Source organism: Streptococcus sp. HMSC062D07, from assembly GCF_001814215.1.
Taxonomy (GTDB): domain Bacteria; phylum Bacillota; class Bacilli; order Lactobacillales; family Streptococcaceae; genus Streptococcus; species Streptococcus infantis_I.
Genome location: NZ_KV815324.1, coordinates 187,369 through 207,296, shown reverse-complemented (window position 1 = coordinate 207,296; position 19,928 = coordinate 187,369). Strand labels below are relative to the sequence as shown.

15 protein-coding genes and 1 other RNA gene are annotated in these 19,928 nt (G+C 39.0%); 4 read left to right on the top strand and 12 right to left on the bottom strand.

Annotated elements, in window-relative coordinates:
* Positions 1–91: 91 nt before the first annotated feature.
* From HMPREF2957_RS01655 to HMPREF2957_RS01620, 8 genes are all read right to left on the bottom strand, one after another.
* Entirely contained in the window at positions 92–1,009 is a 918-nt protein-coding gene (locus HMPREF2957_RS01655) for a PspC-like choline-binding domain-containing protein (RefSeq protein ID WP_070677084.1), read from the bottom strand.
* Between the two features lie 95 nt (positions 1,010–1,104).
* Positions 1,105–1,794 carry a response regulator transcription factor gene (locus HMPREF2957_RS01650; protein ID WP_049510160.1) on the bottom strand — a complete coding sequence of 230 codons (690 nt, stop codon included), beginning with the start codon at positions 1,792–1,794 and terminating at the stop codon, positions 1,105–1,107.
* 11 nt (positions 1,795–1,805) lie between these two features.
* A complete protein-coding gene (gene gndA / locus HMPREF2957_RS01645; RefSeq protein ID WP_045614364.1) occupies positions 1,806–3,230 on the bottom strand; it encodes an NADP-dependent phosphogluconate dehydrogenase in 1,425 nt (474 codons plus the stop codon).
* Between the two features lie 76 nt (positions 3,231–3,306).
* Positions 3,307–4,746 carry a cell division site-positioning protein MapZ gene (locus HMPREF2957_RS01640; protein WP_070677083.1) on the bottom strand — a complete coding sequence of 480 codons (1,440 nt, stop codon included), beginning with the start codon at positions 4,744–4,746 and terminating at the stop codon, positions 3,307–3,309.
* Positions 4,739–5,917, bottom strand: a complete 1,179-nt coding sequence (locus HMPREF2957_RS01635) for a THUMP domain-containing class I SAM-dependent RNA methyltransferase (RefSeq protein WP_070677082.1) — start codon at positions 5,915–5,917, stop codon at positions 4,739–4,741. Before HMPREF2957_RS01635 ends, HMPREF2957_RS01640 begins: the two co-directional genes overlap by 8 nt.
* Before the next feature lie 82 nt (positions 5,918–5,999).
* Positions 6,000–6,381, bottom strand: an RNA gene (gene rnpB, locus HMPREF2957_RS01630) — RNase P RNA component class B.
* Between the two features lie 18 nt (positions 6,382–6,399).
* Positions 6,400–6,735 carry a cell division regulator GpsB gene (gpsB, locus tag HMPREF2957_RS01625; RefSeq protein WP_070677081.1) on the bottom strand — a complete coding sequence of 112 codons (336 nt, stop codon included), beginning with the start codon at positions 6,733–6,735 and terminating at the stop codon, positions 6,400–6,402.
* A gap of 69 nt (positions 6,736–6,804) precedes the next feature.
* Positions 6,805–7,332 (bottom strand): SLOG family protein, encoded by a 528-nt coding sequence (locus HMPREF2957_RS01620; protein WP_006147973.1) that lies wholly within the window; start codon positions 7,330–7,332, stop codon positions 6,805–6,807.
* Between the two features lie 67 nt (positions 7,333–7,399).
* Here HMPREF2957_RS01620 and recU point away from each other — a divergent pair, with 67 nt between their 5' ends.
* Together recU and pbp1a are read left to right on the top strand one after the other, a co-directional pair.
* Positions 7,400–7,996 carry a Holliday junction resolvase RecU gene (gene recU, locus HMPREF2957_RS01615; RefSeq protein ID WP_006150093.1) on the top strand — a complete coding sequence of 199 codons (597 nt, stop codon included), beginning with the start codon at positions 7,400–7,402 and terminating at the stop codon, positions 7,994–7,996.
* Positions 7,993–10,122: a penicillin-binding protein PBP1A gene (gene pbp1a / locus HMPREF2957_RS01610; RefSeq protein WP_070677080.1), complete on the top strand. Its 2,130-nt coding sequence runs from the start codon at positions 7,993–7,995 to the stop codon at positions 10,120–10,122. The genes recU and pbp1a overlap by 4 nt, the downstream gene beginning before the upstream one ends.
* Before the next feature lie 76 nt (positions 10,123–10,198).
* Here the strand turns inward: pbp1a and HMPREF2957_RS01605 are convergent, their stop codons facing one another.
* Positions 10,199–12,175 (bottom strand): peptide ABC transporter substrate-binding protein, encoded by a 1,977-nt coding sequence (locus HMPREF2957_RS01605; RefSeq protein ID WP_070677079.1) that lies wholly within the window; start codon positions 12,173–12,175, stop codon positions 10,199–10,201.
* Between the two features lie 205 nt (positions 12,176–12,380).
* Between HMPREF2957_RS01605 and HMPREF2957_RS01600 the strand changes: the two genes are divergently transcribed.
* Complete coding sequence (locus tag HMPREF2957_RS01600; protein WP_004251981.1) at positions 12,381–12,863, top strand: S-ribosylhomocysteine lyase; 483 nt, start codon at positions 12,381–12,383, stop codon at positions 12,861–12,863.
* 59 nt (positions 12,864–12,922) lie between these two features.
* On the opposite strand, the gene HMPREF2957_RS01595 is transcribed toward HMPREF2957_RS01600, so the two are convergent.
* Both HMPREF2957_RS01595 and pflB read right to left on the bottom strand, forming a co-directional pair.
* Positions 12,923–15,025, bottom strand: a complete 2,103-nt coding sequence (locus tag HMPREF2957_RS01595; RefSeq protein WP_070677078.1) for an AAA family ATPase — start codon at positions 15,023–15,025, stop codon at positions 12,923–12,925.
* A gap of 405 nt (positions 15,026–15,430) precedes the next feature.
* Positions 15,431–17,746, bottom strand: a complete 2,316-nt coding sequence (pflB, locus tag HMPREF2957_RS01590) for a formate C-acetyltransferase (RefSeq protein ID WP_004251975.1) — start codon at positions 17,744–17,746, stop codon at positions 15,431–15,433.
* A gap of 238 nt (positions 17,747–17,984) precedes the next feature.
* Between pflB and dinB the strand changes: the two genes are divergently transcribed.
* A complete protein-coding gene (gene dinB, locus HMPREF2957_RS01585) occupies positions 17,985–19,046 on the top strand; it encodes a DNA polymerase IV (RefSeq protein ID WP_070677077.1) in 1,062 nt (353 codons plus the stop codon).
* A gap of 36 nt (positions 19,047–19,082) precedes the next feature.
* On the opposite strand, the gene HMPREF2957_RS01580 is transcribed toward dinB, so the two are convergent.
* Positions 19,083–19,928, bottom strand: a complete 846-nt coding sequence (locus HMPREF2957_RS01580; protein ID WP_070677076.1) for an undecaprenyl-diphosphate phosphatase — start codon at positions 19,926–19,928, stop codon at positions 19,083–19,085.

The following is a 19,928-nucleotide window of genomic DNA, read 5'->3' as shown; positions in this document are numbered from 1 at the left end:
TTCTAGATAAAATTTTAGAACTTTATTCCTTTCTATTTTATTATATTTTCACAAAAAAAGCGATTGTTTCCTTCACAATCGCTTGTTTTCATTACTGAACCCACTCACCATTATAGTTGACGTAGTAGCCACCTACAGTAGTATTCACAGCCAAGGCACCTGAACTATAAGCATAGTACCATTTCCCATTAACTTGGAACCAGCCTGTCACCATAGCTCCTGACGAACGAAGATAATACCAAGTATTATCGACATAAATCCAGCCAGTTTTCATATCACCATTTTGAGCATCTAAATAATACCAAGTTGAACCATCTAGATACCAACCGGTCGCCATAGCACCTGATGAACGGAGATAGTACCACTTGTTACCAAGATACTGCCAACCAGTTTGCATTGCAGCGGTTGTTGGATCGAGATAGTACCAAGTCGAATTGTCGTTAATCCAACCAGCACGTCTTTCTCCACCAAGGTAGTCTTTTCCTGAAGAACCTGTTTTTGCTAGGTAATACCAGTTAGACTGATCATAAAGCCAACCTGTTTTTAATGAGTGATCTTGATCAAAGTAGTAGTTTGCTAATTTAAGAACTTCTGGGCCTTCAAAGCCTTCACCATGCTTTTTGCCAACAGTTAACGAATACTTAGCCTCTAATTGTTGCCAGCCAACAAACTCTTGTAGTACGCCATCTTTATCAAAATAGTACCACTTGTGTTGAAGACCGATTTCATTAACTGGTTGGTTATCTAACAAATCATCACGATAACCTGTTCCAGGAATTTCTATATATTGCCAGCCAACTACCATTTCTCCTTTATCACCAAAATAGTAAGTTTTACCGTCTATTTTATGCCAATAGATTGCTTTATGGTCATCTTTTATATAATATTTTCTATTGTCCTTATCGACAAACTGTCCACCTGTAGTGTCCGCAAATACTGTATTTGTTGCTAACAGACCAAAGAAAAATACTGCTAGTCCAACTTGCATCATTTTTTTCAAAAATTTCATTCTTGTTTCCTCCAAAATGATTGTAGCAAAAATCAAATCATATGTCAACATTTCAACGACTAAAAAAAAGCAGTTACAAAACTGCAACTGCTTTTCTATTCTTGCATGGTGTAACCAACACCACGCACGGTTTTAATGTAGCTCTTTTGACCTTTGACGTCAAGTTTACTACGTAGATAACGGATATAAACGTCCACTATATTGGTTTCGGTCGCACTTTCATACTTCCAAACACTTTCCAGCAATTGTTCACGAGTCAAAACCTTCTTACTTCCCATAAGGGTAGCTAAGAGGTCATATTCACGACGTGTCAGAGCAATCATCTCCTCGCCACGATAGACGGTATGATGTTCTACATCCATACGCAGATTGCGATAAGCTGTCGGAACTTTCATCTGACTACAGTGTTGGTCGATGAAATCTCGACCTCGGAAGATAGCTGAAATACGACTGACCAAATCATCGATAATGATTGGTTTATAGATGTATGAAACAGCGAAACGCTGGATTGTTTCAAGTTGGTCTTGCAATTCTTCTCGATGGTCCAAGACCATGATCACCGCAGCTGGCTTGGTTCGACTCAACTTATCTGCAAAATCCTGGGCTGTCATATCCCCTAGATGAGCATTCAGTAAAATCAAGTCATAGTCTGTCTGAAGAGCCATGGAGAGGGCTTTTTGTCCCTCTTCTACCTGATCAACTCGGTATTGCTCTTTTTGGAGTTCCAGACTTAAAAAATGAGCTAGATTTCTTTCTTTCTCAAGTAATAAAATCCGTTTCCCCATGGCTGACCTACTTATTTTTCGTCATACCAAGAGTAGTGGAATGTTCCTTCTTTATCCTTACGTTGGTAAGTGTGGGCACCAAAGTAATCACGTTGTGCTTGGATCAAGTTTGCTGGAAGGTCAGCTGAACGGTAGCTATCAAAGTAAGTGATGGCAGCTGAGAAGGTTGGTACTGGTACACCTGCTTGAACAGCAAGAGCTACGATATCACGAACTGATTGTTGATACTTAGCTGTTACATCCAAGAAGTACTCATCCAAAAGAAGGTTAGCAAGGTCTGCATCACGGTTGTAAGCATCTGTAATCTTTTGCAAGAAACGAGAACGGATGATACATCCATCGCGCCAGATAGATGCGATATCTGCAAATGGCAAGTTCCAGTTATTTTCTTTAGAAGCTACACGCAATTGCGCAAAACCTTGTGCGTAAGAGATGATTTTTGAGAAGTAAAGGGCTTGACGGATCTTTTCAATCAACTCAGCCTTGTCTCCTTCAAATTTGAAAGCGGCTGGTTTTGGAAGTACCTTGCTAGCGTGTACACGTTCTTCTTTATAAGTTGAAATGTAGCGCGCAAATACTGACTCAGTAATCAGTGACAATGGCACACCAAGGTCAAGAGCTGATTGGCTAGTCCATTTACCGGTTCCCTTGTTTCCTGCAGCATCCAAGATGTAGTCTACGATTGGACCATCTTGACCTTCGTCGTCTTTGCGTCCAAGAATATCCGCAGTGATTTCGATCAAGTAGCTGTCTAATTCGCCTTTGTTCCACTCAGTAAAGATTTCAGCCATGTCTTCTGCAGAAAGTCCAAGCAAGTGTTGCATCAAGTCATAGCTTTCTGCAATCAATTGCATATCACCGTACTCGATACCATTGTGGACCATTTTCACATAGTGACCAGCTCCATCAGGACCGATGTAAGTCACACATGGTTTACCATCTTCTGGTGCTTTTGCAGAGATTTCTTCAAGAACATCTGCTACCAATTCATAAGCTTCTTTTTGTCCACCAGGCATGATAGAAGGACCTTCAAGGGCACCTTTTTCACCACCAGAAACACCTGTACCAATGAAGTTGATACCAGAGTTCGCCAACTCTTCATTACGACGGATAGTATCTTTGTAGAACGTGTTTCCTCCGTCAATCAAGATATCGCCTTTATCCAAGTGTGGAAGAAGGGCTTGGATGGTTGCGTCTGTACCAGGTCCTGCTTGAACCATGAGCATGATCCGACGTGGTTTTTCAATTGAATTTACGAAGCTTTCAATATCATAGCTTGGCACAAAGTTCTTTTCAGGATGGCAAGCAACAACATCTTCTGTTTTTTCTTTACTACGGTTATAGATAGCAACTGTGTATCCACGAGATTCAATATTAAGGGCAAGGTTACGACCCATTACGGCCATACCAACAACACCAAAGTTTGCTTTTGTCATGTGACACTCCTCTTATTTAATATGTTTTATTTTATCACGTTTATCTGTGAAAAGAAAGAATTTTATAACAATTTGACTAGTAGTCTAAATCATCCGCATGGCCAGAACCATTCCCAACAAAGTATCCTGTCTTACAGTTTAGAGTGAAGAGATAAGTTCCATCTGGTTTGTAAAGATTGTAATATCCATTGCCATTCACAATATTTACACGTTCCAAGATATATTGGTTTCCAGTGATATATCCACGCGCACGAGATGTCTCAAGGATTTGTTCAAGAACACCATCTGCAAAGGTCCAGGCAGGATTACTACTATCGTTTACAGCAGATTGATTATACGGTACTCGGCTAGCGCTTCTTTGCAAATTAACCCCTTCGCTTGAAAAGCCACTATTAGTAGATGCCGCAGTATCACTTGTTGAAGTAGATGGACTGCTTTCTGTTGTTGGGCTTGACGCTTCCTGGCTCGCTGCTGTTGTTGAGGCTGTTGTTGTACTTGCTAGTTGGCTCTTCCCAAGGCTGATTGCTTTATCAAGCAGTTTATCAATTTCTGTATTACCAGTCTTGATATCTGTAAATTTAGCATCCGCTTTGATTTTTGCATTTGTATCCAAGACACCATCTGTAATAGCTGGAGTTTCAAATTGAGAGTTCACTTCTTGGATAGCCTTTATTTGGGTTTCTAGACTATCATATTTTGATTTGGCTAGAGTATGTTCTCTCGCTCCTTCTAGTTTATCTAGAAGTTCTTTCAATTGATTCAGTTGACTAAACTGGCTATTTTTAAGAGCTGTTTTGTTTTCATCAGTATAAAACGTGTCGTAGAGCGTATTAAATTGTTCATAGACCGACTGATTGCTTACCAAACCTGAATCCGCCGCCTTCGTTTGAAGCTCTTGAGAAGAACGCGTAATCTGACGATAAACGTAATAGCCACCTCCAAAAATCAAGAGGAATAGCAAAATAATGGCTGACAAAATTGCCCATTTCTTTTTATTTTGTGGTTCATCATCCGCTTGAGCAGAACGAGACAAGGGTTGAAGTTGATCTTCATTTTCCTCATCGACTACTGACACTTGAGAAGAATCGACTTGAGCCTTTTCAACAGCTTCCAATTCATGCTTAAAAGGTTGCTCGAGAACTCTCGTTTCCTCTTCTTCGGCTTCTTGGGCAACGATTTCAGTTGTCTCTGTGGCTACCGCAAGAGCAATTGCATCCTCTTCCGGACCTATCACATTTTCTTGTTCAGTAGTTTCTCTCACTTCTTGGATCATATCATCCAAGCTTTGAGTAGACTCCTCTTTTTTCGTTTGTAAATTTTCAAATTTGTCTGCTTCGATTTCTTCACGGTGTTGCTTGATATATTTATCTAAGATGGTATCATCTGGAGTCACACCTGCTTCAACCTCTTCGTTCTTACGAATAGCCTGACCAACCGTTAAATCTTTAGCCTCTTCAAATTCAAATTTAGATTCTTGCTCATCCTTGTGATGGCGATTGCGTCTTTTCTTACTCATTTGCATTCCTTTCTATTTCGACATCTTGTCTTTTCACTCGTTGACCAAAATATTGATATAAATCAACTTTCAAAGTACCATTATAGAGTTTCCGTTTTTTATCTGCCTGACTACCGTATTTACTTTCAAAAGCTTCATCACTGGTCAGGATAAATTTACTCCAGGTTTTAAGTGGTGCAAATACGTCTCCCATCTCTGCATAGAGCTTTGTTACTCCTGCATCATCTGATAAGCGTTCCCCATATGGTGGATTCGAAATAATAACTCCATTAATCTTATCTGTTCGCAAATCCTGCAGGCGCATCTGCTTAAAGTGGATATCCTTAGGAACCCCCGCAGCCTGAGCATTTGCCTTAGCAATTTCCACCATGTGGCCATCGATATCACAGCCCATGATGTCTAGCTCGATCTCACGATTAATCTTTTTGCTAGCTTCCGTACGAATCTCCTGAATCAAACGATCACTAACCCAATTCCATTCTTCGAAAGCAAAGGAACGGCGTAAGCCTGGCGCCATATTACGAGCAATCATAGTTGCCTCAATACAGAAGGTTCCTGAACCACAGGTTGGATCAATCAAAGGTTTATCTGGATACCAGTTTGATAATTGCAGAATTGCTGCTGCCATGTTCTCTTTAATAGGAGCACCACCTTTTTCAGTACGATAACCTCGTTTGAAAAGACTAGAACCACTTGTGTCAATCATGATAGTCGCAACATCTTTAAGAATTGAAACCTCTATTTTAAACTCTGGGCCATTTTCCATCAAGGGAACACCTTCTGGTCGAGCATAATGTTTCTGCAACTTCTTCACAACTGCTTTTTTAGAAATAGCTTGAACACTAGGTTCATTATGAAGTTTTGATTTGACACACTTAGCCTTTGAAATTGGAAAACGCGCTCCAAGTGGTAAATAGTTTTCCCAATCTAAGGCAAAAACTCCTTGAAAAAGTTCTTCAAATGTTTTTGCGGGAAAAGTTCCAACAACAATCTTAATCCTATCTGCAGCTCGTAACCACAAATTGGTTTCAATAATTGCCTTTACATCTCCTTCAAAGCGAACGCGACCATTCTCAACTTGACAGTCATAGCCAAGTGCACGCACTTCCCGACCTACAACAGCCTCTAAGCCTGCTGCAGCAGTCGCTATTAAGTTAAATGTTTGTTTCATGTCAGTCTTTAAAGACCTTTCTCTTGTTCACCTTTAAAAAATGAGGTTGAGAAAATTTCTCAGCCCCAACCTATATGCAATTTTCTATAAGCCATGTTTTGTTCCAGAAGTGACTAGGACCACTTCTTTCGATAATCATCTGTCTACCACTAACAGCTAAAAACTGCTAGTAGTCAGAGTACTACGTTCGTTTCCGCGCACTCCATGCCCCGACCAAAATTTGGGTTGCTAGCTTGAGGGGTTTACCGCGTTCCACTCTCTCTGTTTCCAGAGAGACTTCGTCACTGTGGCACTTTCAGAGCTACTAAAACATATCCGAAAACTTAGTCTATTCACTCGCCGTAACGATTTCTCGTCCCTAGGCTTATGGTTTCGCCTAGCACAAACACTACAGGCATCACAGCCTGTGCTAGCATGGACTTTCCTCATGAAAAGATAAACTCTTCACGCGATTATCCAAAAATTGCACAACTGTATGATTCTTAGAAATCAGAATTTTCTACGATTTGTTTGCCAAATACTTCTTTTTCAAGACGATTCAAGCGTTTCAAGATATCAAAGTTAGTCATAGAAGTCGTACTTCCAAGTTCAGCTGGCTCAGACGTTACAGATACAGGTGCCACTTGAGGTTTGTCCGCCAATTGTTCTTTCAATTCTGCGACTTCCAAGCGCAATGATTTAACCAACGCTGCATAAGTTTCATAATCCTTGATAACGTCATCTAAGAATTCATCTACCTCTGCTTTACTGTATCCACGTACTTCTCTTCCGAAATCCTGCTCAAAAATATCCTTTGCTGTAAAAATAATACTTGCCATGTCTCTCTCCATTCTCAGTTACTAGTATTATTATATAAAAAAAGGCAAACAAAAAGCAAGGTCAAAGCCTCAATTTTCGGAAAAATTTTCGGCTATTTCGTTTAAATCCTCAAATGTTAATCTTTTTGTAATATAGTTGTCTTTCTTTTTCATCAGTTCGTAAAAAAATCTCAATTTTGTTTCGTTTTCTTGATCATAAAAAAGATAGGCTCCATCTGTATTTTCAAGTAAAAAAATCTGGTAATCTCTCAATTGACCTTTATGCTCATAAGCCGGATAGGCATACTTGATAAAATCGACCTGTTTAAAATCACTCAATTTGATCTGATTTGCTTCATTCCAATTCGATCCATGTGTTTCAAAATCAAAAATAGTCGCTAGTTGGAATCCATAGTCATCTTTCATTTCCTTGGCGACTTCTAAAACCCAATGTTCAAAACCAAGAGAACCTGTAAACACTAGCCATTGCAACCCTTCCTCAACCATTCTTTCCAAATCTCTACGAATAGCTTTTTTGATAATTTTTAAGCGAATGTCCTTTTCATTAAACACTCCTAAATCAAAAGCTGAGTATCCCAAAACCAAGGCTGTATGCATTTTTTCACCCTTTCTGAAAACCTTTGTGGTATAATAGAGTGATGTTATTGTACCAATAAGGAGGACTATGGTCAACTATCCACATAAACTTTCATCTAAACCAAGCAAAACTTCTCTACCTCAAACTAAAAATTTCGCAAATCGAGGTATGAGCTTTGAAAAGATGATTAATGCTACCAATGACTACTATCTATCACATGGAATAGCAGTCATTCACAAAAAGCCAACCCCAGTTCAGATTGTTCGGGTCGACTACCCTCAACGGAGTCGCGCTAAAATTGTTGAAGCCTATTTTAGACAAGCTTCAACTACTGACTACTCGGGTGTTTATGAAGGATTTTACATCGATTTCGAGGCAAAGGAAACCAGACAAAAAAATGCTTTCCCGATGAAGAACTTCCATTCTCATCAGATACAGCATATGGAACAGGTTCTTGAACAAAAGGGAATTTGCTTCGTCCTAATCCATTTTTCTTCTTATCAGGAAACATATTTATTACCGGCGATTGACCTTATCCGTTTTTATCAACAGGATATGGGGAAAAAATCAATGCCGCTTGATTATATTCGAGAGCATGGTTATGTGATTGAACAACAAGCCTTCCCTCAAATACCTTATCTCGATATCGTCAAACAACATTTACTAGGTGGTAAAACAATATGAACAAACAACTTATCTGGCGCATTGCTAAATATCTAGGAATTGGATTTTTAGCAGCCTTTATCGCTGCAATATTGATTGGTGGAAGTGTCTTCTTCTACTATGTATCTAAAGCACCAGAACTTTCTGAAAGCAAACTTGTCGCAACAACTTCAAGTAAAATTTACGACAGTAAAAACGAATTGATCGCTGACTTAGGAGCCGAGCGTCGTGTCAATGCTCAAAGCAATGAAGTTCCAATTGAATTGGTCAATGCAATTGTCTCTATCGAGGATCACCGCTTTTTTAACCATAGAGGAATCGATAGCATTCGAATAGCTGGAGCTTTCCTGCGAAACTTAACTAGTAGAGGTGGCCTCCAAGGTGGTTCAACATTGACGCAACAGTTGATAAAATTAACTTACTTTTCAACTTCTTCGTCAGACCAAACAATCTCACGTAAAGCCCAAGAAGCTTGGCTAGCTATTCAGTTAGAAAGAACTGCAACCAAACAAGAAATTTTGACATATTACATCAATAAAGTGTACATGTCAAATGGTAACTATGGTATGCAGACAGCTGCGGAAAACTATTATGGTAAAGATCTAAAAGACTTATCCATCCCTCAGCTAGCACTCTTAGCAGGTATGCCACAGGCTCCAAACCAATACGATCCTTATTCTCACCCTGAAGCAGCTCTTGAAAGACGAAACCTCGTTTTGTCAGAAATGCAAAAACAAGGTTACCTTACAGCCGAGCAATATGAAACAGCCATCAATACTCCAATCACAGATGGTCTTCAAAGTCTAAAATCTCTTAATAGCTATCCACAATACATGGATAACTATCTTAAAGAGGTTATTGACCAAGTAGAACAAGAGACAGGTTATAATCTATTAACAACAGGTATGGAAGTCTATACCAACGTCGACCAAGAGGTACAAAAACACCTTTGGGACGTCTATAACACTGATCAATACGTAAACTATCCTGATGATGATATCCAAGCAGCTTCTACTATCGTTGATGTATCAAATGGTAAAGTTATTGCCCAACTCGGATCTCGTCACCAAGCTAGCAATGTATCCTTTGGTACTAACCAAGCAGTGGAAACAAACCGTGACTGGGGTTCTACCATGAAACCAATCACAGACTATGCCCCCGCATTAGAGTATGACATTTATGACTCTACTGCCTACATGCTCAAGGATGTACCATATAACTTCCCAGGCACCAGCACTCCAGTCTACAACTGGGATCGTGGCTATTATGGTAACATCACTCTTCAAACTGCTATCCAACAATCTCGTAACGTACCAGCAGTTGAAACTCTCGATAGAGTTGGACTCGATAAAGCCAAAAAATTCTTAAACGGACTTGGCATTGATTATCCAACCATGGTATATGCAAACGCAATTTCAAGTAACACGACTGAGTCAAACAAAAAGTACGGAGCAAGTAGTGAGAAAATGGCTGCTGCTTATGCTGCCTTTGCTAATGGTGGTATCTACCACAAACCAATGTATATCAATAAAGTTGTCTTTAGTGACGGAACTTCGAAAGAATTCTCTGACCCAGGTTCACGCGCTATGAAAGAAACAACTGCCTACATGATGACCGAAATGATGAAAACTGTATTATACTCTGGTACAGACGCCTATATATCATGGCTTCCACAAGCAGGTAAGACTGGTACATCAAACTATACAGATGATGAAATTGAAAATTACATTAAGAGATACGATTATGTTACACCTGATGAAATGTTTGTAGGATATACCCGTAAATATTCAATGGCCGTTTGGACCGGTTATTCAAACCGTCTCACTCCAATCGTAGGAGATGGATTTAGAGTCGCTGCAAATATCTACCGCTCAATGATGGCATATCTCTCAGAGGATGATAACCCAGGTGATTGGACAATGCCTGAAGGTTTGTATCGCAATGGTGAATACGTCTTTAAAAACGGTGCTCGTAACAGCTGGGTTCCTCAAACAACCCAGCAGGTTACAACAACAGAAACACCTGCTAGTACGACTACTGAAAATCATACTACAGTAGCTGAAACTACTAGTCCAAATACAGCACAGAATACAAATACTCCAAATACAAATCCTCAACAAAACCCAAATCCTCAAGGACAACAATAATCAAAAAAGACCTAGGAATAGTTTCCTAGGTTTTTTAGCGTAAAAAAGTGGAGTTAATCACTAACTCCACTTTCTTTTATTTGACATGGTTTGCAAGATCTTCTTGCGCTTTTTTATTAGATTCTTCTTTTTCTTTCTTCCATTTATCTTGAGCTTTTTGATATTCATCAGCAGTTACTGGTTTATCTTGAAGTTCAAGGTATTTGTACAAGAGAGGTTCAGTTGTTCCCTTGTTACCTGAGTAAGCAAATGGAAGCGTAAATGGTACCATCTTAGACAACATTGGACGTCCAGTTTGAGAAGATGTTGGAATAATCAAAGCGCTATCTGTCAACCAAGCTTGAGCTGCAGCATATTTGTCATAACGTTTTGAAACGTCAGTGTTTTCATTTCCAGCTTCAACAACCATCTTTTCGTAGTCTTCCAAACCAACTTGTTTGGCAGCAGCATTATTTGTTCCTGCATCAAATCCTAGGTAAGTTTTAGTGTTTTCACCGACTGATGGTTTGATGATATCAAGGTAAGTAGATGGGTCTGCAAAGTCTGGAGTCCAACCAACGTTATCTGAAAGATCCCAATCTTCCCCAGCAGCTGATTCTGCAAAGTAAGTGACATTGAGAACTTCATCTTTTGGAAGTTGTTGGATATCAACGACTACGTTATCAGTTCCTAATGTTGCTTCAAGTGATTGTTTCAATGATTGAACACGTTGTACTTTTGTAGTACTTGTTTGGTCAACCGGCATATCCAAGTGAATTGGGAATTGAACACCTTCTGCTTGGAGAGCTGTCTTAGCTTTAGCAAATTCTGCTTTTGCTTTTTCTGGACTGTAAAGACCGTCTTGAGCATCGTCTAGGTTAACATCTTTCCACTCATCACCATAGGTCACCAATTTTTCCTTAACTAACTCACCAAAGTTTTTACCATCTGCTTGAACAAATGTTGGTGGTACGAACAAGTTACGAAGAAGTTTTGTTGCTCCACTTTCTCCATTGATTTGAGAAGTATAAGCTGTTCTATCAATACCGAAGGCAATCGATTGACGGAAGTCTTTGTTAAGGAGTGCTTTCTTAGTTGAAGTTTTTTGCTCATCTGTAGTCTTAGAAGTATATTTATAAGACTGACGGTCAATATTAGTACCAATTAAGTAAGTTGAAGAATCTTGTGGTGTATAAACGATATTGTCTTTAAACTCTTTTTCAGTTTCAGGATAACTTGCACTTGTTGGGAATAGACGAGCTGTTGAGAAACCACCAGCCTTAAAGGTTTCTGCAGGTTTGTTTGTATCTTGACCATCCCAGAATGATAGTTTTACTTTATCAATATGAACATTGTCCTTATCCCAGTAGTTTGGATTCTTTTCAAATTCTACTGAAGATTTAGCTACCAATGATTTCAACAAGTAAGGACCGTTATAAAGGATAGTACTTGGATCAGTTGCTTTGGCAAAATTACTTCCTTGTGAAGTAAGGAATTCTTCATTGACCGGTGCAAGAACACCCATAGTTGTTTTAGAGTTCCAGAAGCTTTCAGGTTTGTTCAAAGTGTATTGAACTGTCTGATCATCAATTGCCTTGATTCCAACTTCAGAAAAGTCTTTAACTTCACCTTTCACATATGCATCAAGACCCTTAATAGAATCTTGAACGAGATAAAGTGCTTCTGATTTATTGTCAGCTGCATATTTAAGACCTGTTACAAAGTCTTGAGCTTTCACAGCTGCGTACTCTTCACCTTCAGAAGTATACCATTTAGCATCTTTACGGATTGTGTAAGTGTAAGTCAAACCATCTTGAGATACAGACCAATCTTCTGCCATTGATGGCACAAAGTTTCCGTAGCGGTCATTTTCCATCAAACCGTCAATGACGTTACTAGTGATATTAGCAGTTGCTGCTTTACCAGTTGTCAAATAGTTGAGGTTGTCTGGGTCGGTTTCATACGTGTAAGAAAAAGTTTTCTCACCTTTTGCGCTCGAACCTGAACAAGCCGCCAAAACACCTGACGCTAACAGAGTCACTCCTGCTAGGGCCATTACTTTTGAAAATTTCATAATAAACTCCTTTATGACTTTTTATACATTATAATCCCTTTTTCGCCAAGTGTCAATACAATTTTCAGAATTTTTCCAATTGATTTGAAAATATTTTCTTCCTCTATTTCTAATATAAAAATCTTTTTAGGAAAAATTCTATTATAGCCGTTTATCAACTATATCTTTATGATATAATGAAAGAAGAAAGTTGAAAGGAAATACCATGTCAAAAGAAGTTATTGTTGAAAGTTTTGAACTAGATCATACGATTGTAAAAGCTCCTTATGTCCGCTTGATTGGAGAAGAAACAGGTCCTAAGGGGGATATCATTTCTAACTTTGATATTCGCTTGGTTCAACCAAATGAGGATTCTATCCCTACTGCTGGACTTCATACTATTGAGCACCTCTTGGCTAAGTTAATCCGTACTCGCATCGACGGTATGATTGATTGTTCACCATTTGGTTGTCGTACAGGGTTCCATATGATTATGTGGGGACGTCATTCTAGCGCTGAAATCGCAGCTGTCATCAAGGATTCACTGAAGGAAATCGCTGAAACAACAACTTGGGAAGATGTCCCAGGAACAACTATTGAATCTTGCGGAAACTACAAGGATCACAGCCTCTTTTCTGCTAAGGAATGGGCAAAATTGATTCTCCAACAAGGAATCTCAGACGATGCTTTTGAACGTCATGTCATCTAATAATAAAAAAAGAAACCAGCTTTTGAACTGGTTCCTTTTTTTATTTTCTAAATCTTGATTTAGTCTTTTTCACGAATGACCAAAACACCATCTTCCATGTCAGCTTCTAGGTGTTTAGCATCAAGATTATCCAAGTGGAAATCTGTCACTTTATCTCGGATTTGTTGTTCAACCACACGACGGAGTGGACGAACACCCATGACTTCATCGTAGCCTTCTTCAGTCATGTATTCTTTAGCAGCTTCGCTAACTGCCAAGTCAATGTCTTTCTTAGAAAGAGTCTTGTTAACTTCAACCAACATAAGGTCTACAATCTTAGAAAGATCCTCTTTGCTCAAGTGTGAGAATTCGATGACAGCATTGAAACGGTTAAGGAATTCTGGACGGAAGTAAGGTTTCAAACGATCCATAAGTTCTGGTTTATCAGCATCTTCTGTCAAGTTAGCTTCATAGCCAAAGCCTGCGTTTGAAGTTGCGATAATCACAGTATTCTTGAAGTTTACAGTGTTACCTTGACCATCAGTCAAACGACCATCATCCAAAACTTGGAGGAGAAGTGTGATAACTTGAGGGTCAGCCTTTTCAATTTCGTCGAGAAGGACGATTGAATATGGGTTACGGCGAACACGTTCTGTCAAAGTATTGCTATTGTCATCATAACCAACATAACCAGCTGTTGTACCAATCAATTTAGATACGGCTGTACGGTCGCTATATTCTGACATATCTAAACGGATGATAGCATCTTTCGTTCCGAACATATCAAGAGCCAATTGTTTAGCCAACTCAGTCTTACCAACACCAGTAGGACCTACAAAGAGGAAGCTACCGATTGGACGGTTACCTTCATCAAAACCAGCACGGTTACGACGGATAGCTTTTGCTACTGCCTCAACAGCTTTGTCTTGACCGATAACTTTCGTTTGCAAACGGTGACCCATATCTTTCAATCGTTCGATATCGGTTGCACCCATTTGTGATACTGGGATTCCAGTCATCCGTTCGACAGACTCAGCTACATCATTTACAGTAGCTGTAACCTTGTGATCTTCTGTATGATTAGCAATTTGCTTTTCAAGCTCTTCGATACGGACTTTTGCATTTAGAGCTGCTTCGTAATCTTCTTTAGCCGCAGCTTCTTCTTGTTTAGTTTTTTCCGCTTGAATTTCGTGCTCAACTGCATGTACATCTGTCACTGGGTGTTGTGCTGCCAAGTGAGCAGCTGTCACATCCACAAGGTCAATAGCCTTATCCGGCAAGCTACGTTGTGGAATATATTGAACAGAGTAATCAACGGCAGCTTTCAAGACTTCATCTGGCAAAATAACATTGTGGTGTTGTTGATAAAGATCTCGAATACCTTGAAGAATCTTGAAGGTATCTTCAGCAGATGGAGCATTAACTTTTACTTCATTAAAACGACGAGCAAGGGCTGCATTTTTCAAGATAGTATTACGGTATTCATCTTGAGTAGTTGCGCCAATCACTGTCAATTCTCCACGTGAAAGAGCTGGTTTCAAGATATCAGCAAGACCTTTAGACCCTTGACCATCACCTGTGCTACCAGCACCTAGGATTTGGTGAATTTCGTCGAAGAAAAGGATAATATTTCCAGCTTCTTTGACTTCGTTTACCAAGTTTTGAATGTTTTCTTCAAAGCTACCACGGTATTGAGTACCAGCTTCAAGTCCAGAAATATCAATAGAAATGATCTCTTTGTTCTTGATTGCTGCAGGAACGTCACCGTTCACGATAGCTTGGGCCAATCCTTCTACTACTGCAGTTTTACCAACACCAGCATCACCGACGAGAACCGGATTATTCTTTGTGCGACGAGAAAGAATTTCAGAAGTTTCTTGGATTTCTTTATTACGTCCAATAACCGGATCTAACTTACCTTCACGTGCTTCTGCTGTTAAGTTACGTCCAAGTTTTGCAAGAATCCCATCTTGTTTCATATCTTTACCTTGAACGTACTGAGCTTGTTCACTTCCTTCGCTTGGAAGTTGACCAGTTTGACGGTAAATAGCGAATTCTTCAGGCGTTACTTCACGGCCGTTAATCAAGTAACGACGGTTTTCTGAACTGTATCCACGCATACCACCCATCAATTGGTTAAATAAATCATCCATGTTGTTAAAGTTATTAAAGTTGTTATTCATATTTCATACCTCGTTTGTTTTCAAATTCACTTAGTCAAAATAGTTTGACTTTCTCTGACCTTTGTTTTAAAAAATTTAGACTAGCTATTTGCTACTCTACGTATAATTTCAGGTTTTTCTTTATCCAATACAGTTTTTTCGATTGGACTTCTAAAAATACTAATGTTAACCATAGGTTGTACCTCTTTTCTAGGTTTTACCCATACTTTGATCTTAAGATAGTATATGTAATCACCTTAAAATCAAGGTTTTCTAAGGACTTTCATTATCCTTATGTTCTTAGTATATCACTTTGGTCAGTTTTAGTCAACATATTTGACCAAATTTGACTAATTTTTTTAAAAAAATTTTTATAACAAAAAAACCAGTCAGAGTGACTGGTTTTTGATTTACTATTTATAAATCTTAGCTCAATGCATCATCCATTGAAAGAACTTCGTGGAAGACACGTTGTGTTAATTCAGTTTTTTGTTCCGGAGTAAGGTATTTAGTGTTTACACAGTATCCAGAGATACGTACGATTACGTCTTCACCTGACATGATCTTTTCGTAAACATCGTTCAAGTCCATAACGTTCAAGTTAACGTGTTGTCCACCGTTTTCGAAGTAACCATCAAGGATTGTTACCAAGTTATCAACTTGTTCGTCACGAGTTTTACCAAGAGCACGTGGTGAAACTTGAGTTGTCAATGAGATACCATCAGCTGCATAACCAAAATCAAGGCTAGCAAGTGAGTTCAAGTTTTGCAACCATCCACCTTTAGCTTTGTTAGATGGGTTAGCACCTGGTGAGAAGAATTCAAGTTTAGATAAGTTCACAGAACCATCTTCGTTGAGGTATACACCTTTGTGGACTGGTGAGTTACCAGTTTGTTTAGAGTAAGCAACGTTAGATGTGATTGTCAAAAGTGATACAGTAGCTTCTGCGTCTTTGTAAAGTTTGTGGCTACGTAGACGAGTTGTGTAAGCTTCGATCAACCATTCTGCCAATTCGTTTGAACGTGGGTCATCTTCACCCCAACGTGGGTATTCACCGATTGTTTCGTAATCGTAGATGTAGCCATTTTCGTCACGGATTGGTTTAACTGTAGCGTACTTGATAGCTGACAATGTATCAACAGTGTTAGCAAATCCACAGATACCGAATCCCATGTTAGCACGTTGTTTAGTTGGCAAGAAGGCCATTTGAACAGCTTCGTAGTTGTACTTATCAGTCATGTAGTGGATGATGTTCAAAGCATCTACGTAAGTGTCAGTCAACCAGTCAAGAGATTTTTCAAAGTTTGCTTTAACTGATTCGAATTCAAGAACTTCGTCACGGATTGGTTCGATGTCAAATACTTTATAGTCTTTATGAACATCGTCGTAACCACCGTTCAAACCAGTAAGAAGAGCTTTAAGAACGTTAACGCGAGCACCGAAGTACTGGATGTTGTGACGTTGTTCTTCGTTTTCTGGGTCAAGTGGAGACACACAACATGAGATACAGCTCATTTCACCGTATCCATCTTTAGCCATTGTTGTAACACCTTCGTATTGGATTGAAGAGTGTTTGTGGCTCATGTGCATACAGTAGCGACGGAAGTTGTATGGCAATTTGTCAGTCCAAAGAACTGTCAAGTTTGGTTCTGGAGAGTTACCGATGTTATCAAGAGTGTTCAAGAAACGGTAATCCATTTTAGTAACACGGTGACGACCGTCGTTACCCATACCAGCCATAGAAGTTGTGATGAAGGTTGGGTCACCTGAGTACAATTGGTCATAAGCTTTTGTACGAGCAAATTTAACTGTACGAAGTTTCATAACGAAATCATCAATAAATTCTTGGATTTCTGATTCAGTAAATGTACCACGAGCAAGGTCACGTTCTGCGTAGATATCCAATACGATTGGCACACGTCCTAGAGATGTAGCTGCACCGTTGATAACACGGCAGACAGCCATGAAGGCAATGTTTACCCATTGGATAGCTTCTTTAACGTTCATCGCTGGTTTGCGAACGTCAACTCCGTAAAGATCACCCAAGCGTACAACTTGTTGCAATGCTTGATATTGAAGGTTGATTTCTTCACGAAGACGGATTGTTTCTTCATCGATTTCTTCGATTGAGTTCCAATCGTTTACTTTTTCTTGCATCAAGTAGTCTGCACCGTAAAGAGCAAGACGCGCATAAACACCGATGATGCGTCCACGTGAGTATGCATCTGGAAGACCAGTTACAGTGTGAGCGTGGCGAGCACGACGGATGTTTGAAGTGTAAGCACGGAAGATACCGTCGTTAACAGTTGTTACATATTTTGTAAAAATTTCGTGAACAGCTGGGTCTGGCTCGTATCCATTTTCTTTCAAAGTAGTTTCAGCCATACGGATACCACCTTTTGGCATGAAGTTCAATTTGAAGAGTTCGTCATTTTGGATACCAAAGATAACTTCGTTTTCTTTGTCGATGAATCCTGCAGGGATGTCAGCGATAGACGTTGGACGAGTGTCCATTGGGAAACGAGTTTCTTCGTAGTGTGCTTTAGTTTCTTCTACGATTTTTTTGATGTGAAGTGAACGCTCTGTTGGTCCTGCAAGGAAGCTTTCATCTCCATCATAAGGTGTGTAGTTAGCTTGTACAAAGCGTGATACACTTGCTTTTTCTTTCCAGTCAACACCTTTAAAGCCTTCCCAGGCTTTGTCAAAAATGTCCTGTGCTTCAACAACTGTCTTAACAACCATGTTAATGTCCTCTTTTATCTTTCTAGTAACAGCAATCTGTTACATTCATATATTCAGTATAACACACAGTAAACGATTTCAACAAGTGAAATCACACTTTTTAGACACTTTCTTTTATAATACAGTTGTTATTTCAGTGCAAACTGTAGTATATTTTTGAAAAGTAATTAGCTATTTCCTATTTTTTCAGAAAAAAGGTATAATAAGGCTAGAAAAACTACTAAAGAAAGGCCATTTCATGCTGATATTTCCACTGATGAATGATTTATCCCGTAAAATTATCCATATTGACATGGATGCCTTTTTTGCTGCTGTAGAAATTCGTGACAATCCTAAACTTAAAGGGAAACCCGTTATTATTGGTAGCGACCCTAGGAAAACAGGTGGTCGAGGTGTTGTTTCAACCTGTAGTTATGAAGCCAGAGAATTCGGCATTCACTCAGCTATGAGTTCCAAAGAGGCTTATGAACGCTGTCCTCAAGCTATTTTTATTTCTGGGAACTATGAAAAATATACTACTGTTGGCCAACAGATTCGAGCTATTTTTAAACGATATACGGATAAAATTGAACCCATGAGTATCGATGAAGCTTATCTAGATGTAACCGAAAACAAGCTTGGTATCAAATCTGCTGTTAAAATTGCTCGTTTAATTCAGCAGGATATCTGGAATGAATTACAATTAACAGCTTCTGCTGGTGTATCATACAATAAATTTTTAGCTAAAATGGCAAGTGACTATCAAAAGCCTCGTGGTTTGACAGTCATTCTTCCTGATGAAGCTGAAATTTTCCTCAAGCAAATGGATATTGCTAAGTTCCACGGTGTGGGCAAGAAAACAGTTGAAAAACTCCATCAAATGGGTGTATATACGGGTACTGACCTTTTAGAGATTTCTGAAATCACTCTCATTGATCGTTTCGGAAGACTCGGCTTTGATCTATATCGTAAGGCTCGAGGTATAGATAACTCTCCCGTCAAATCAAATCGTATCCGTAAGTCTATTGGTAAAGAAAAAACTTACAGTAAGATTCTAAGTCTAGATGAAGATATTAAAAAAGAGCTAACTCTCCTTTCGGAAAAAGTTGCTCTTAGTCTTCAAAAATATGAAAAAAGTGGTAAGATCGTCATTTTGAAAATCCGCTATGCTGACTTTTCTACTTTGACAAAACGAAAAACACTGAATCAACAAACACAAGACTCTGAAGAAATTGCTCAAAGTATTATCCAACTCTACGAAACACTGAGTGATAAAGACAAGAGGGTCCGTTTATTAGGTGTCACTGTGACTGGATTTTAAAAACCTTGAAGGAATCTTCCTTCAAGGTTTCTTTTCTTATACAAATAATCGAACAAAGCTATAAAGTAGTAACACACTACCAAGGACAATACGGTATTTACCAAACATTGTAAAGTCGTGTTTTTTGACATAGCTGGTCAAGAAACGAATGGCAACCATGCTGACTACAAAAGCCACTACCATGGCTACCAAGAGCAAGAAGAATTGACCAAAACTCAAGACTTCTCCAGCCTTGATGAATTTAAAAATCTTCAAAGCGCTGGCTCCAAACATAACTGGAATTCCTAGATAGAAGGTGAATTCTGTCACCACTGAACGACTAGTACCGTTTAACAAACCACCAATGATTGTGGCACCAGAACGACTAGTTCCTGGTAAAAGGGACAAAACCTGGAAAAATCCAATATAGAGGGCTGTTTTATAAGGTAATTTATCTAACTCAGTAACCGTTGGCTCAATTGCTTGCGCTTTGTTACGTTTTTCAAGAAAGATAAAGGCAATCCCATAAACAATCAACATAATGGCTACTGAAACCTTGTTATGGAAATAGGTATCAAACCAATCATCAAACTTAAAGACTAAGAGAAGAGGAAGAGTCGCCACAAAAACTTTGGACCATAACTGCCAAGTTCTACGAACTTGAACTTTATCCTTACCTGGTTTGAAAGGATTAAGTTTATTAAAGTAGATAACCACAACTGCAAAGATGGCACCAAGTTGAATGACTACATTAAACAAAGACTTAAAAGCTTCAGTTTGGTCTTTATACTGGATAAACTCTTCTGCTAAAATCAAGTGACCCGTACTTGAAATCGGCAACCATTCCGTAATTCCTTCAACGATACCAAAAAAGATTGATTTTAAAATTTCAAAAAAATACAT